General features: G+C 73.2%; 13 protein-coding genes. 8 read left to right on the top strand and 5 right to left on the bottom strand.

Features of this window, described 5'->3' with window-relative positions:
* Nucleotides 1-139 precede the first annotated feature (139 nt).
* Nucleotides 140-2,287 carry an ATP-dependent DNA helicase UvrD2 gene (locus tag ACTVAJ_RS00400; protein WP_470385961.1) on the top strand — a complete coding sequence of 716 codons (2,148 nt, stop codon included), beginning with the start codon at nucleotides 140-142 and terminating at the stop codon, nucleotides 2,285-2,287.
* Entirely contained in the window at nucleotides 2,280-3,170 is an 891-nt protein-coding gene (gene tesB / locus ACTVAJ_RS00395) for an acyl-CoA thioesterase II (RefSeq protein WP_470385960.1), read from the top strand. The genes ACTVAJ_RS00400 and tesB overlap by 8 nt, the downstream gene beginning before the upstream one ends.
* Before the next feature lie 92 nt (nucleotides 3,171-3,262).
* On the opposite strand, the gene ACTVAJ_RS00390 is transcribed toward tesB, so the two are convergent.
* Complete coding sequence (locus ACTVAJ_RS00390) at nucleotides 3,263-4,822, bottom strand: MFS transporter (RefSeq protein ID WP_470385959.1); 1,560 nt, start codon at nucleotides 4,820-4,822, stop codon at nucleotides 3,263-3,265.
* 108 nt (nucleotides 4,823-4,930) lie between these two features.
* On the opposite strand from ACTVAJ_RS00390, the gene ACTVAJ_RS00385 reads away from it, so the two are divergent.
* Nucleotides 4,931-7,768 (top strand): AfsR/SARP family transcriptional regulator, encoded by a 2,838-nt coding sequence (locus ACTVAJ_RS00385; RefSeq protein ID WP_470385958.1) that lies wholly within the window; start codon nucleotides 4,931-4,933, stop codon nucleotides 7,766-7,768.
* 44 nt (nucleotides 7,769-7,812) lie between these two features.
* On the opposite strand, the gene ACTVAJ_RS00380 is transcribed toward ACTVAJ_RS00385, so the two are convergent.
* Together ACTVAJ_RS00380 and ACTVAJ_RS00375 are read right to left on the bottom strand one after the other, a co-directional pair.
* The gene (locus ACTVAJ_RS00380; RefSeq protein ID WP_470385957.1) at nucleotides 7,813-8,139 is read right to left on the bottom strand and encodes a hypothetical protein; all 327 of its coding nucleotides are present in this window, start codon (nucleotides 8,137-8,139) and stop codon (nucleotides 7,813-7,815) included.
* A 153-nt stretch (nucleotides 8,140-8,292) separates the two neighbouring features.
* Nucleotides 8,293-8,607 carry a hypothetical protein gene (locus ACTVAJ_RS00375; protein ID WP_470385956.1) on the bottom strand — a complete coding sequence of 105 codons (315 nt, stop codon included), beginning with the start codon at nucleotides 8,605-8,607 and terminating at the stop codon, nucleotides 8,293-8,295.
* Nucleotides 8,608-8,931: 324 nt separating this feature from the next.
* Here ACTVAJ_RS00375 and ACTVAJ_RS00370 point away from each other — a divergent pair, with 324 nt between their 5' ends.
* From ACTVAJ_RS00370 to ACTVAJ_RS00350, 5 genes are all read left to right on the top strand, one after another.
* The gene (locus tag ACTVAJ_RS00370; RefSeq protein ID WP_470385955.1) at nucleotides 8,932-9,312 is read left to right on the top strand and encodes a hypothetical protein; all 381 of its coding nucleotides are present in this window, start codon (nucleotides 8,932-8,934) and stop codon (nucleotides 9,310-9,312) included.
* Nucleotides 9,313-9,520: 208 nt separating this feature from the next.
* Entirely contained in the window at nucleotides 9,521-9,799 is a 279-nt protein-coding gene (locus ACTVAJ_RS00365) for a WhiB family transcriptional regulator (protein WP_470385954.1), read from the top strand.
* A gap of 50 nt (nucleotides 9,800-9,849) precedes the next feature.
* Nucleotides 9,850-10,014, top strand: coding sequence for a hypothetical protein (locus tag ACTVAJ_RS00360; RefSeq protein WP_470385964.1), 165 nt, complete (start codon nucleotides 9,850-9,852; stop codon nucleotides 10,012-10,014).
* A gap of 318 nt (nucleotides 10,015-10,332) precedes the next feature.
* Nucleotides 10,333-10,902 (top strand): M48 metallopeptidase family protein, encoded by a 570-nt coding sequence (locus ACTVAJ_RS00355; protein WP_470385953.1) that lies wholly within the window; start codon nucleotides 10,333-10,335, stop codon nucleotides 10,900-10,902.
* A gap of 833 nt (nucleotides 10,903-11,735) precedes the next feature.
* A complete protein-coding gene (locus ACTVAJ_RS00350) occupies nucleotides 11,736-12,608 on the top strand; it encodes a hypothetical protein (protein WP_470385952.1) in 873 nt (290 codons plus the stop codon).
* A gap of 120 nt (nucleotides 12,609-12,728) precedes the next feature.
* On the opposite strand, the gene ACTVAJ_RS00345 is transcribed toward ACTVAJ_RS00350, so the two are convergent.
* Nucleotides 12,729-13,091, bottom strand: coding sequence for a hypothetical protein (locus ACTVAJ_RS00345; RefSeq protein ID WP_470385951.1), 363 nt, complete (start codon nucleotides 13,089-13,091; stop codon nucleotides 12,729-12,731).
* 679 nt (nucleotides 13,092-13,770) lie between these two features.
* On the bottom strand, nucleotides 13,771-14,343 hold the full coding sequence (locus tag ACTVAJ_RS00340) for an NUDIX hydrolase (protein WP_470385950.1): 573 nt from the start codon (nucleotides 14,341-14,343) through the stop codon (nucleotides 13,771-13,773).
* Nucleotide 14,344 lies beyond the last annotated feature (1 nt).

Below are 14,344 nucleotides of genomic sequence, written 5' to 3'. Positions count from 1 at the left end.
AGCCCGCTTGCCCGTCGCCCACCACCACCCTCAACGGACGGCCTCCGGCCGCAGCCCGCTTGCCCGTCGCCCACCACCACCCTCAACGGACGGCCTCCGGCCGCAGCACCCGCCCACCCCGACCACACGCAGGAGCACCATGGACCCCGACCGCGTCCTGGAGGGACTGGACCCGGAGCAGACCCAGGCGGCACGCGCCCTGCGAGGGCCCGTGTGCATCCTGGCCGGAGCAGGGACGGGCAAGACCCGAGCCATCACCCACCGGATCGCGCACGCGGTCGCCAGCGGCGTCGTCGACGAACAGCAGATCCTCGCGGTCACCTTCACCGTCCGCGCGGCCGGGGAGATGCGCGGCCGCCTGCGCGGTCTGGGCGCCCCCCGTGTGCAGGCGCGGACCTTCCACGCCGCGGCCATGCGCCAGCTGTCGTACTTCTGGCCGCAGGTGATCGGCGGCCCCCTGCCCGCCCTGGTCGACAGCAAGCTCAAGGCGGTCGCGCGCGCCGCCCACTCGGTCGGACTCCAACCCGACCGGACGGGCCTGCGCGACCTGGCCAGCGAGATCGAGTGGGCCAAGGTCACCCAGGTCCGCCCCACCGACTACGACAAGGCCGTCGCCAAGGCGGGCCGCCAGCCGCCGATGACCGCGGGGGAGGTCGCCCGGGTGTTCGAGGCCTACGAGGAACTGCGCCGCGAGCACAACCTCCTCGACTTCGAGTCCATGCTCGAACTCACCGCCGGCATGATCACCGAGTACCCGGCGATCGCCCAGCGGGTCCGCGACCAGTACCGGTACTTCGTCGTCGACGAGTTCCAGGACGTCAACCCGCTCCAGAAGCTGCTGCTCGACGCCTGGCTCGGCGACCGCGACGACCTGTGCGTGGTCGGCGACCCCAGCCAGACCATCTACTCCTTCGCCGGCGCCACCCCCGGCTACCTGACCGGGTTCGCCGCCCGCTACCCGCACGCGACCGTCGTCGAACTCGTGCGCGACTACCGCTCCACCCCGCAGGTCGTGCGCGTGGCCAACCACGTCATCGGGCAGGCGCGCGGCGCCACCGGGCACCTCACCCTCCAGGCCCAGCGGCCCGACGGCCCCGACCCGATCTACCAGGAGTACGACGACGAGCCCGCCGAGGCCACCGGGGTCGCGCGCAAGATCAGCCTCCTCATCGAGCAGGGCACCCCGGCCAGTGAGATCGCCGTCCTGGTGCGCACCAACTCCCAGTCGGCCACCTACGAGCAGGCCCTGTCCGACGAGGGGGTGCCGTTCACCGTGCGCGGCACCGCCCGGTTCTTCGAGCGTCCCGAGATCAGGCAGGCCGTCCACACCCTGCGCGGCGCCCGGCACGGGGCGGCCGGTGAGGACGGCGAACCGCTCGTGCGCACCGTCCGCCAGCTGCTGGGCCCGCTCGGGCTGACCGAGCAGGCCCCGGAGGGACGCCAGGCCCGTGAGCGCTGGGAGTCGCTGTCGGCGCTCGCCCAGCTCGCCGAGGACATGGCCGCTGTGCCCGGACCCGACGGGGGAGCCGCCACCATGGCGCACCTGGTCGAGGAGCTCGACGCGCGCATGGCCACCGAGCACGCTCCCGGTTTCGAGGGGGTGACCATCGCCTCCCTGCACTCGGCCAAGGGCCTGGAGTGGGACGCGGTGTTCCTGGTCGGGCTGACCGAGGGCATGGTGCCCATCGTCTACGCCGAGACCGACGAGCAGGTCGAGGAGGAGCGCCGCCTGTTCTACGTCGGTGTCACCCGCGCACGCCGGGACCTGTCCATGTCGTGGTCGCTGGCCCGCTCCCCGGGCGGCCGTCGCACCCGGAGGCCCTCACGGTTCCTGGACGGGCTGCGACCCGCCTCCCCGTCCACGTCCGGCCGGCGGGCCGAGCGCCGCAAGGGCGGTCCCGTGCGCTGCCGGGTGTGCGGGGTGACCCTCGCCGACGCGGCCGAGCGGAAGCTGGGCCGCTGCCTGGGCTGTCCCTCCAGCTACGATGAGGCGCTGTTGGAGCGGATGCGCGCATGGCGCCGCGCCAGCGCCCGGGAACGGAAGGTGCCCGCGTACGTGGTCTTCACGGACGCCACCCTCCAGGCCATCGCCGAGCAGGAGCCGTCGAGCCTCGCGCAGCTGTCCGCCGTGTCCGGTGTCGGCCAGGCCAAGCTCGACCGCTACGGTGAGGCCGTACTCGCGCTGGTCGCGGGTGCCGAACCCGCCGACGTCCTGGAAGAGGCGGCGGACGGCGCGGCGGCGGACGGTGCGGCCGCCGAGGACGGGGAGGAGCCGATCGATGGGTGAGCGCGTGGAGGTCGAGGGCGGCGGGCAGTCCCTGGCCGATCTGCTGGAGGTCCTGGACCTGGAGCGGATCGAGGACGACATCTTCCGGGGGAGCAGCCCGGAGGAGGGGCCGCAGCGCGTCTTCGGCGGTCTGGTCGCGGGCCAGGCGCTGGTGGCGGCCGGTCGCACGGTGCCCGACGACCGTCACGTGCACTCCCTGCACGCGTACTTCATCCGCCCCGGCGACCCCCGGGTGCCGATCGTGTACGAGGTCGACCGGGTCCGTGACGGACGTTCGTTCACCACCCGCCGCGTGGTGGCGGTGCAGCACGGCAAGGCGATCTTCACGCTCTCGGCCTCCTTCCACAAGGAGGAACCGGGGCTCGACCACCAGATCCCGATGCCCGACGTCCCGCCGCCGGAGGACCTCCCCAGCACGCGTGAGCGGCTCCAGGAGGCCTTCGGGAAGGTCCCCGGGTTCGTCCGGTGGCACCCGATCGAGCTGCGCCCGGTGGGTCCGCTGTCCTTCGAGGCCGAGCGGAACCCGCAGCTGCGCACCGCCAGCAACCCGGTGTGGCTCAAGGTCGACGGCAAGCTCCCCGACGACCGGCTCACGCAGGTGTGCCTCATGACCTACGCCTCGGACATGACCCTGCTCGACACCGTCCTGCTCAGACACGGGCGGTCGTTCGCGGGGATCTCGATGGCCAGCCTCGACCACGCGATGTGGTTCCACCGGCCGTTCCGCGCCGACGAGTGGCTCCTGTACGCCCAGGAGGCGCCGACCGCGCAGGGCGCGCGGGGGCTGGCGCGGGGGCTGGTCTACACGCGGGACGGGCAGCTGGTGTGCTCGGTCGTGCAGGAGGGTCTGATCCGGGTCGTCGACGCCGAGGGCTGGGCCTGACCCGGCCCCGCCCCGGACCGGGCGGAGCCGGGTCCGGGGCGGGGCGGGAGCCGGTCGGCGCTCCCCGGGGCCACCCGTCCGGGCCGTCCCCCTCACCGCGGCCGTTCGGCCACGTGTGCCTCCTCCCGCCCGGCGGAGTCCGAGCCGCCGGTGGCGTCGACGTGCCGCAGGGCCACCGCGGTGACCGCGGAAAGCGCCAGGATCCCCACGGCGCCCACCGCGCCCGCCGCGTTCATCCCGGCCGTGAAGGCCTCACGCGCGCGGTCGAGGAGTTCGGCCGGGACCTCGGAGGCCACCGAGACCGCCCCCGACAGGCTGTCGCCGACCGCCCCGGCGGCCTCCGCGGAGACCCCGTCGATCGGCTCCTCCCGCATCCGCGCCCGGTAGACCGCTCCGGCCAGGCTGCCGATGACCGCGATGCCCACGGCCACGCCGAGCTCCTGCACCGTCTCGGACACCGCCGAGGCCGATCCGGCCTTCTCCGGCGGAGCCGAGCCCACCACCAGCTCCGTACCCAGGGCCGCGATCGCCCCGAGCCCCAGGTACACGAGCGAGAACCCGACCACGACCGGGAGCACGCCGTCCTCCGCCCCCACCAGGGCAATCAGGACGTACCCGGCGGAGGAGAGCGCCAGGACCGCCGCGACCACGTACCCGGGGCGCACCCGCCGGGCGGCCAGGGGCGCGGTGACCGAGGCGAGCACCATCATCAGCGCGGGCGGACCGTACAGCAGCCCGGCGGTCAGCGGCGCGATCCCCTGGACCAGTTGCAGGTACTGCGTGACCAGGAGCATGATGCCGCCGACTCCCACGAGTCCGACCAGCATCATGACCAGCGCCACGCTCACGGCCCGGTTCCGGAACAGCCCGACGTCGAGGAGGGGCGCGGACAGGACGCGCTGTCGGCGCACGAACAGCACGGCCAGGACCAGCCCCGCGGCGAGGGCGGCCAGGGCGGTCGCGCCCGGCCCGTCCTTGGCCCACTCCTTGATCCCGTACACGATCGGCAGCATCGCGCCCAACGAGAGCGCGACGCTGGCCGGGTCGACGCGTTCCGTGCGGACCGCGCGGTGCTCCGGCAGCAGGAACGGCGCGGCCACGAGCATGACCCCCACCACGGGCACGGCCACGAGGAAGGCCGCGCCCCACCAGAGGAGCTCCACCAGGGCGCCCCCCACGAGCGGCCCGGCCGCCATACCGAGGGCGAAGGAGGTCGCCCACCACCCGATCGCCAGCGCCCGTTGGCGTGCGTCGGCGAACATGTCGCTGATCAGCGCCAGGGTGGAGGGCATGAGCGTCGCCCCGGCCACGCCCAGGGCCGCCCGTGCCGCGATGAGCGCCTCGGCGCTGGTGGCGTGGGCCGCGGCCACCGACGCGGCGATGAAGGCCGCGCCCCCGACCATGAGCAGTCTGCGGCGCCCGACCCGGTCCCCGACCGTCCCCATGGTGATGAGGAACCCGGCGATGAGGAGCCCGTAGGCGTCCACGATCCACAGCTCCTGGCTGCTGGTGGGGCGCAGGTCGACGGCCAGGGACGGCAGGGCCAGGTGCAGGACGGTGACGTCCAGCCCCAGCAGCACCGTGGGCAACGCGAGCACCGCCAGGCCGGTCCACTCCCTGGGGCCGGCCCGCCGTCCGGTCGTCTGTCGCATGAGGACTCCCTCTCTCCGTTGGAAGGGGACCAGCGTGCCGACCGGCGCGCACGGGCCGCGCACGGTTCGCTGGGGACGCCCGGGAACGGCCCCGACTAGGCTGGCGGCATGCGTTTCGGAGTGTTGGGCCCGTTGGCCGTCTGGGACCCGCACGGTCGGCTGGTGGACGTCCCCGAGACCAAGGTGCGGGCGCTCCTGGCGATCCTCCTGACGCACTGGGGGCACCCGGTGTCGGCCGACCGGCTGGTGGAGGACCTGTGGGAGGGCGCGCCGCCGGGCCGGCCGCTGAACACGCTCCAGACCAAGGTGTCCCAGCTGCGCCGCGCGCTGGGCCGCGACCGTGTGCTGCTGACCCCCGCCGGGTACCGGCTCGACACGGCGGCGGACAGCCGCCTGGACGCGGCGGAGTTCGCCGACCTGGTCGCCCGTGCCCGGGCGGCCCGCGAACTCCGCACCCGGTCCGCGTTCTTCGGGGACGCGCTCGGCCTGTGGCGGGGCGCCGCCTACACCGAGGTCGCGGACGCGCCGTTCGCGCGCGAGGAGACCGCCCGACTGGAGGAGCTGCGGCTGACGGTCGTCGAGGAGCGGGCCGAGACGCGGCTCGAACTCGGCGAGCACCGGGACCTGGCCGACGAACTCGGCGGCCCGGTCGAACGGCACCCCCTGCGCGAACGGCTGCGGGCCGCGCACATGCGGGCCCTGTACCGGACCGGTCGGCGCGGTGAGGCGCTCGACTCCTACGAGGACCTGCGACGCCGCCTGGCCGAGGAGTTCGGGGCCGACCCCGGCCCGGACCTGTCGTCCCTGCACGCGGCGATCCTGCGCCACGCGCCGTCCGCCGTCGCCAGTGTCGCCGGGCTCCCCCGGGCGGGTCTCCCGCTCCCGCCGACACCGCTGATCGGCCGGGACGCGGCCGTGGCCGACCTGCGCACCCTGCTGTCGGGCGACGCCCACCGGATCGTGACCCTCACCGGCCCCGGCGGGGTCGGCAAGACACGGCTCGCGGTCGCGGTCGCCCGGAGCGCGGCCGACGACCGCCCGGACGGGGCGTGGCTGGTGGAACTCGCGGGCCTGCGCCGGGACGCGTCCCCGGGGGAGGTCGCCGAGCGGGTCATCGCCACGCTCGGACTGTGCGACACCACCGCCGACGACGACCCGATCGACCTCGTGGCATGGCTGTGCACCGCACTGACCGACCGGTGCCTGCTCCTCCTGCTGGACAACTGCGAGCACGTCGTGGACTCCGCCGCCGCGGTGGCCGCCGCCCTGTCGGAGTCCGCCCCCGGCGTCCACCTGCTGACGACGAGCCGCGAGCCGCTCGACGTCCCGGGTGAGACCGTCCGCCCGGTACCGCCGCTGGACCTGCCGGACGGCATCGACGCCGGGACCTTTGCCGAACGCTCCAGCGCGGTGCGGCTGTTCGCGGCGCGGGCGGCGGCGGCCGTTCCCGGCTTCCGGATCGACGCCGACAACGCGGCGGCGGTCGCGGCGATCTGCCACCGCCTCGACGGTGTGCCCCTGGCGCTCGAACTCGTGGCGCCCCGCCTGCGCGTACTCTCCCCCAGGCGGATCGCCGACGCCCTGGACGACAGGTTCTCCCTGCCCACGGGGCCGGGACGCGGCCGACCGGCGCGGCAGCAGACACTGTGGGCGATGATCGACTGGAGCTGGGAGCTGCTCGACGGGACCGACCGCGCCGTCCTGCGCCGTCTGGCCGTACACGCGGACGGTTGCACGCTCCGGGCCGCCGAGGACGTGAGCGCCGACGGGCGGGTCCCGGCGGAGCGGGTCCTGGGGGTGCTGTCGCGGTTGGTCGACCGGTCGCTGGTCAGCCGCGAGGGGGAACGGTTCCGCCTCACCGAGTCCGTGGCCGCCTACGCCCTCCGGCGCCTGGACGAGGCGGGGGAGCTGGCCGGGTTCCGTCGCCGGTTCGTCGACTTCCACGTCCGGTGGGCCGAGGAGACCGACGACCGCCTGCGCGGTCACGGGCAGGGCAGCGCACTGGCACTCCTGGACGCCGAGTCGGTCAACGCGCGCCGCGCCCTGGACTCCGCGCTCCGGGACGCGGACGCCGACCGGGCGCTGCGACTGGTCAACGCCCTGTCCTGGTACTGGGTGCTGCGCGGCAGGCACAGCGAGGCCCGGGGATCACTGCGCGCGGCGATCGACCTGACCGGGGGTGCCCCCGAGGCCCGCGCCGCCGCCGAGGCGTGGTCGGCGGGGATGGAGGGGCGCCCGGCACCGGTCGCCGTGGCCGATCCCCGACTCGGCGCGCGGCTGCGCTGGCTCCTGGGCGGTGCCCTCTACCGGGCCGGGCGCACCCGTGAGGGCGCCGACCTCGTCGAGCGGGCGCTGGCCGACGCCCGCACCGCAGCCGACCCGTGGGGACGGGCCCTCGCGCTGGCCGAACGCGCCGAGCAGCGGTTGGACCGGGGCGAGACGCGGGCCGCGGAGGCGGACGCCGAGACCAGCGCCGACCTGTTCCGCGGGCTCGGGGACCGCTGGGGGGCGCTGCGGGCCCGTCGGCCGCTCGCCCGTCTGGCGGAGCTGCGCGGGGACCGCGTGCGTGCGGCCGCGCTCCTGCACGAGGACCTGGCCGCGGCCGAGGACCTGGGCCTGTGGGTGGACGCGGTGGGGACGCTCACCCGGCTCGGCCGTTGGGCGCTGGCCGACGACGACACCGGCCGGGCCGAGCGGCTGTACCGGCGGGCGCTGGAGATCGCGGCGGAGCGTTCGTTCACCCGGGGCGAGGTGCGCGCCGGGACCGGGCTCGGACGTACCGCCCTGCGCCGGGGTGACCGGGACGGTGCCCGGGCGCACCTGGGCCGGGCCGTGGAACTCGGGCGGGCGCTCGGTCTGGCGGACGAGGCCGCGGCACTGCTCGCGGAGACGACGGGCGGGGAGGGAACGGCGCCGCGGGCGTCCGCGACCGCGCCGCGCAGCTGACCGGCGGTCCGGCTCCGCGAACCGACCGTCCCGGGGAACGGCCCCTAGCTCTCGGGGATGCGGACGCTCGCGGTGAAGATCCGGCCCACCCGCAGACCGAAGGAGGGCGGGAGGGTGCTGCCGATGCCGAGCTGTGCGGAGTGGGCGCAGGGCGCGCTGTTCAGCGTGACGAAGGCGTCGGTGCCGTTGTGGACCGCCCAGGTGCCGTCCGGGAGGTCGACGCAGTCGACGGGATCGTCGTGGACGACGGCGCCCCCGTCGGAGGTGAGGAAGACGAGCTTCCCCGTGGCCGCGGCGGCGGGCGCGGCGGTGGCGAGGGCGAGCACGGCCGCCGCGGTGAGGGCACCGAGTCCGGTGGCTGTTCGACGCACGTCGACTCCTTCTGGCGTTGGTCCGATGACACGAGGTCGTGTCCCGCCCCGCGGGTTCCGGGGCCACACGACGCACCGGGTCCGGCCGGGACCGTGGCGCGTCCCGGCCCACCCCCCGTCCACCGGGGTGTCCGACCCCGTGGGGCCCGGTGGCTAGTCGAGGACGAAGAGGCTCTCCGCGCCGGCCAGGAGGTGCTCGGCCTGGCCCGGGTAGACGATGACGAGCGGCTCGACGTCGCTGCCGCACGGTGCGCCCGACTGGACCACGCGGGCGTTCGTCCTGTTGTAGACGGCGTTGGCGCCGTCGGGGAGGGCGACGCAGTCGGTGGGGTCGGTGTAGCGCACGTCGTCACTGTCCTCGACGCGCAGGTGGAGCGTCCCCTGGGCCGCGGCGGCCGGGGACGTCGCGGCCAGGGTCAGGGCGACCGCACTGACGACGGACCCGATCGTGGCGATGGTTCGACGCACTTCGCCTCCTTGTGGTGTTCACTTCATCACACCGTGTCACGTGTGCGGCTGAATGCCTATCACCGACGGCTGCCGTCGTACGCGTGGCGGTCGCGGCGCTCCCGGGGTCCGCGGTGGGCCGAAGCCCGGCCGGAGATCGGACGGCAACGCTCCCGACCCCCCGGGCATTCCCTTGAACCCGTGGCCGGATGCGGACGTTGTCGCAGGTCAAAAATAGGTTGCTGATTTTCTCGGCCGCACCGTAGTGTGTACATCGTCGTCATGACCGCCCCTGGCGCAGGTGCAAGACCCTGCCGCCCGATCGTGAAGGAGGTGCCCCATCTGATGAGCAACACCACGCAGACCACCGGTTTCGTCGCTGTTTTCGCCATGCCTTCGCGTCAGCGTCCGGTGACCGTTGCCCAGGGCGCCGCCTTGAACGGTCACGGTGACGTCAACGCCATGTTCGGCGACTTCACCACCATCGGTAGCGGTATCGCCCGCGGCTGCCAGCGCGGCCTCGGCGGCTTCCTCGGCATGACCGGATTCCAGGGGTCCCGTCCCTCGGTGATCAGGGTCGCCAAGGGTGATGCCCGTACTGGCAGTGGTGTGTCCGCCGAGCTCGAGCCGGCTCCCGAATGGGGCGAGCCGCTGGCGAAGCACGCCGAAACCGCCCGGCGCCGCTATGGCGCAGTGGGGGAGTGTCCACGGAGGATTCCGGCCTAGAGCAGGACAGGCCGAGAGTTTCGACCGTGGCCGCGGACCCCGCACAGGGGCCGCGGCTTTCTTTGTATCTCCGTAGCCGGACTCCGTCCCCCAGGGGCGGTGGACGGCTTCGGCGACATCGCAAGTCCAGGTCCCGCACCGGACTCGTCCGGTGGCAGCAAGCACCGACCGCGTTGTACGAAACGAACAAAGATCTTGGAGGGCACCGATGCTTGCGTCGGTCCTGCAAACGCCCTGGCTGGGTGAGACCGAAGTTCCCTGCCGACTCCAGCCCGACCTGTTCTTCGCCGAGGCACCCGCCGACGTCGAGGCCGCCAAGGCCATGTGCGGCTCGTGCCCCGTCAAGGAGCAGTGCCTGACGGACGCTCTGGAGCGCAAGGAGCCGTGGGGAGTCTGGGGCGGGCAGCTGCTCGTCGCCGGTCAGGTCGTGGCGCGCAAGCGCCCTCGCGGCCGTCCTCGGAAGAACCCCGCTCCGGTCGCCGCCTGACCCCCACCCCCCAATACCGAACACACACCTCCACGAAGGAACGAAGAACGATGATGCTGTTCCAGGAACTCATGCGCGTGGTCGAGGGCGCGGAAGTCGAACCCCGCCACCGCGAGAACCTCCGGCTCGGAGCGCGCCAACTGCGCGCGCGTCAGCGGGAGGAGCGCCGTATCGAGGAAGCGCTCATGGAAGTCGCGTGGTCCAGGCTGTGTTGACGCACGGCTGACCGGTGGGAGGGCGGCGGACGGTAGACCCTCCACCTGATCATTCACGCGCGGTGTGGGACCGGGCGGTGGCCTCCGAACGTGGTCACCGCCCGGTCTCTTTTCCATTGCGAAAAGATCATGAGATCGCCGTGGTGGGCGCCCGTGTGCTCCTTCCGGAGGCCGAGGGATCGTCCTGGCCAGAGTGGAATCCGCCACACCGTAGGGCTTTCCGTGCGCATGAGGTCACCCGGCCATCACGGAACAGACAGACAATTCTCCGCAAGACGCATCTGTGCTACGGCGCCTCCCTCGGCTACCGTAAAGTTCGTGCCCTCAGACACCAAAGTCGAGGTACGCCGCAGTCCTCGTCGCCGACGCACCGTGTCGGCCTACCGGGACGGGGACACCACGGTCGTCCTCGTGCCCGCGACGTTCTCCCGCGCAGAGGAAAAGCGCTGGGTGGGACGGATGCTGCAACGCCTGGAGGCCCGCGAGGGCCGACGGCACTCCGGCGACCGCGAGCTGCACGAGCGCGCGCTGGAGCTGGCCCGCCGGTTCCTCGACGGGACCGAACTGCCCGAGTCCGTGCGCTGGGTGGACAACCAGAACGCGCGCTGGGGTTCGTGCACCCCCGAGACCCGCACGATCCGTATCTCCCGCCGTCTGGTCGGCATGCCCTCGTGGGTGGTGGACTACGTGCTCGTCCATGAGTTGGCCCACCTGTTCCACGCCCACCACGGCCCCGAGTTCTGGGATCTGGTGCGGCGCTACCCCAGGGCGGAGCGTGCCCGCGGCTATCTGGAGGGGTTCGGCGCGGCCTCGCGTCTGGAGCCCTGCGACCAGGGTGGGGCGCCCGAGGAGGAAGAGGACACCGCGGGGGTCGCGGCCGAGGACTGAGGACGGGCCGAACCGGTCGCGTGTTCGCGGCGTCCGCGTCACGGGGTGTCCGGAACCCGGGTGTCCCGTGTCCGCCCCGGCCTCGGTCGCCCCCGGCCGCCGCTACCGCCCCGACGGAGGAGAAAGCGTTGAAGGCGGACGTCTCCTCTCGTATTCCCATGAGGGCAAGTCGCACATTTCGGAAGTTCGGTGACTACTTCCCAGTAGCGGGTGTGTGGCGCGAGAAAAAGCCCTACTCTCTTCGCGCGAGAGAAAATCGAAAGACCCCGCGACGGTTAATCACTGCCCGGGGCCGTGGCCGACACACGAGTGTCTTTTCAGCAAAGGAAGTTGCCGGCGTGCACAAGCCTACTCCCGCCCTCGTCGCCACGGCCGGGTTCTGCGCCAGAACCCTGCGCACCCCCGCCCGCGGACGCCGCTCCGCGCCCACACGCCGCCGCACGCCCCTGTCCGGACCGTGCGCGCGTCCGAGCCGCCCCGCCGCCCCGACCGTGGAAGCCGCCGTCGTCGATGTCGCCCCGGTACGCCCCTGCGCCTGGCGTGGACCTCCTGGCCACTGCCTGAACGGACCACACGCGGACCCGGGGTCGCGGATCCCCGGTCACGAACTCACCGACGCCGGGGCCGAGCCGTGGGACGAGCCCGGTGAGGGCCCGGGCGACGCGTCGCGGCACGGGCGTCCCACGCGGTCGTCGAGGCCACCGGTGTCCACGCGGTGCAGATCGCCCCGCTCTTCGCACCACCGGAACCTCCCCACCCTCACCCGTCGATTCGGCCACCCCGGTCGTGGGGTCCCCGACCCACGACCGCTCCGACACCCCTCGAGGAGTCCAGTGCCCAGCCGAGAACACGAGATCCCGCTGCGGATCATCCAGAACCTGCCCGAGATGGTGCCGGTTCTCCTCCAGGAGTCCCTGGGGATCGAACCGCCTTCGCACACCGAAACGGTGCTCACGTCATCCGTTCTGACCAACTGCGACCCGAAGGAGTGGAACAGCGACGGCGCCGTCGTGCTCCGCAACGGCACCGAACACGTCCTCGCCGTGGTGGTCGAGCGCCAGCACCGGGCGGACAGCCGCAAGAGGTCGAGTTGGCCCGCCTATCTGGTCACCCTCTACGCACGCCTGGGGTGCCCGGCGATCCTGCTCGTCCTGTGCCCCACGGACGGCATGGCGTGCACATGCGCTGAGGCCATTCACATCGGCCACCCGGGCTTCGTCCTGTCTCCTCTGGTGATCGGCCCGTCCGCCACGCCCGTCGTCGTCGAGGCCCGGCGGGCGCGTGAGTTCCCCGAACTCGCCGTTCTCTCGGCCAGGGCGCACGGAGACGCCGACCACGCGACTCTCGACGCGCTGATGGAGGCCCTGGACTCCATCGACCCTGATCGCCGCGCGTTCTACTATGACTACGTTATGGCTGGTCTCGGCGAGGCCGCCCAGAAGCACATGGAGGATCTGATGGCCGTGGACACCTGGGAGTGGCAGAGCGACTTCGCCCGTACCTACGTCGGGATCGGCCGCGAGGAGGGTCGCGAGGAGGGTCGTGAGGCGGTCGCCCACAGTGTGGTCGCCGTACTGGAGGCGCGCGGTTTCACCGTCCCCGACCAGGTTCGTGAACGTATCGAATCCTGCACCGACCTGAAGACGCTGGAGGAGTGGGTTCCCAGGGCCGTCGCCGTCGACCGGCCGGAGGACCTGTTCGACTGACCGTCACGGCGGGCGGCGGGGGTTCCCGCTCCGGTCGATCGGCCGACGGCGCTCAGGGGAGGTCCCACCTCGCGGATGGGGCCTCCCCCGGATGCCCGGGTGCCGTCACCAGGGGCCGTCCTACCTGTGGCTTCCGCCGCCGTGGTGTCCGCCACCGCCGCCGTGGTGTCCGCCGCCACCGCCGTGGTAGTACCCGCCACCGTGGTGCCCCCACCCGTGTCCGTGGCAGTGGTAGTGCCTGTGCCACTTGCCGTGGTGCCTACCGTGCTTGTGACGGTGGTTGTGGCAGCGCCTGTGCTCGGGGAGCGCGGTCGGCGCGGTCCTGGCCGACGTGGTCTCCTGCTGGACGACGGCCGGGCCGCCGGTGGCCTGGGCGGCCGCCGGGCTGCCGGGCTGGGCCGTCGCGACCGACGGAGCGCCGAACGCCAGTGCGGGAACCGCGAGCCCCGCGACCAGGGCGCCTGCGATCGTCTTCCTGTTCATGGGAACCCCCATCGCGCCGGGACGATGCGGGGCGTGCTCGTCTACGTCCGCCGCAGTCGCCCGTCCGATCGACGGGAGTCCTCCGTGCCCATGACTCCCGTGGAGGATCCGGGCGGTGCGGACAGGTGCCGCCCAGCGGCGGCGCTCCCGTGCGGGCACGCTCACCGATGTCGCGTGCGTGTTCCGTCCTCCACCTGTCTGGCTGTGGTTCTCCCTACCATTCTTGCGCGCCCATGCGTGCGATGGAAGATGGCGGAATAAATGTCATGTATGTGACATTTGAGAATCCATGTCGACTATTGACGGGAAAATGAAAAAGGTAATTCCGGAGTGCCGGGGGAGGGCGGACGGGCCCGCTTCTCCGGGTGTTCGGCGTCCCGCGCCAGGGCGCCGGTTCGACTGCCGTACGCGTACCGACCGCGTGTGTGTCGGCCGGGCTCCTCATGGTCCATCGGCGAACGGGGAACGGGTCGCACATCGCGGAGCTGTCGTCCCCCGCGTCCCGGCGGCCGACGCGCGAGCCAGGAGAACCCCTGTCCTCTCCCCGTGCGGACGCCGCGCCTCCCCGACCGGCGGACTCCTGGCCACACTCCGAGAGACAGCCGTGACGACACGGGCCCCGTTCCGGATGGTGGAACGGGGCCCGCACGCGTCTTCCGGCGGTGCCGGACGCCCGGACCTACACGCCGGTCGCCCGTCCGTCGCGCAGGTGCCCGGCCACGGCCGACGCGGCCGCCCGGACCAGGGCCCGGCACGGCTCGTCCGACGGCTCAGGCACCCCGTCGACCGGGAACCAGCCCAGGTCGTGCGACTCGTTCGGGTCCCGCACCAGCACCGCGTCCGGGGGCGCGATCGCCGCGAACTGCACATCCAGGTGGTGACTCCCGCCCCCGCACGGCACGGCGTGCCGGTCCAGGCGGACCGGAGACGGCAGCAGGGTGATCCCCTCGATGCCGGACTCCTCGGTGGCCTCCCGCAGGGCGGCCCCGGCCAGCGTGGCGTCCTCGGGCTCGCAGTGCCCGCCGGTCTGCAGCCACAGGTTGTGGACACCGTGCAGCACCAGCGCCACCCGGGAACCGTCCGCCGAGATGATCGCCGAACTCGCCGTCACGTGACCGGGCAGGCACCCGCGCCACATCGCGTCCTCGTGCGCGTCCAGGTGCTCCAGGTACGACCGGCGCAGCTCCTCCTGCCGGGCGTCGGGCGCGCTCCACGTGCCCAGCACCGCCCGGGCGTCCGCGTGCAGTGACACG

This window comes from Nocardiopsis sp. KDC1DS13DA1 (genome assembly GCF_055632325.1).
This window is presented reverse-complemented; position numbering and strand designations above follow the sequence as displayed.

What these genes read in the sequence shown, in the direction of transcription:
- ACTVAJ_RS00400 (WP_470385961.1), top strand. Translation starts at nt 140, where the DNA reads ATGGACCCCGACCGCGTCCTGGAGGGACTGGACCCGGAGCAGACCCAG.
- tesB (WP_470385960.1), top strand. Translation starts at nt 2,280, where the DNA reads ATGGGTGAGCGCGTGGAGGTCGAGGGCGGCGGGCAGTCCCTGGCCGAT.
- ACTVAJ_RS00360 (WP_470385964.1), top strand. Translation starts at nt 9,850, where the DNA reads ATGATGCTGTTCCAGGAACTCATGCGCGTGGTCGAGGGCGCGGAAGTC.
- ACTVAJ_RS00390 (WP_470385959.1), bottom strand. Translation starts at nt 4,822, where the DNA reads ATGCGACAGACGACCGGACGGCGGGCCGGCCCCAGGGAGTGGACCGGC.
- ACTVAJ_RS00365 (WP_470385954.1), top strand. Translation starts at nt 9,521, where the DNA reads ATGCTTGCGTCGGTCCTGCAAACGCCCTGGCTGGGTGAGACCGAAGTT.
- ACTVAJ_RS00385 (WP_470385958.1), top strand. Translation starts at nt 4,931, where the DNA reads ATGCGTTTCGGAGTGTTGGGCCCGTTGGCCGTCTGGGACCCGCACGGT.
- ACTVAJ_RS00345 (WP_470385951.1), bottom strand. Translation starts at nt 13,091, where the DNA reads ATGAACAGGAAGACGATCGCAGGCGCCCTGGTCGCGGGGCTCGCGGTT.
- ACTVAJ_RS00370 (WP_470385955.1), top strand. Translation starts at nt 8,932, where the DNA reads ATGAGCAACACCACGCAGACCACCGGTTTCGTCGCTGTTTTCGCCATG.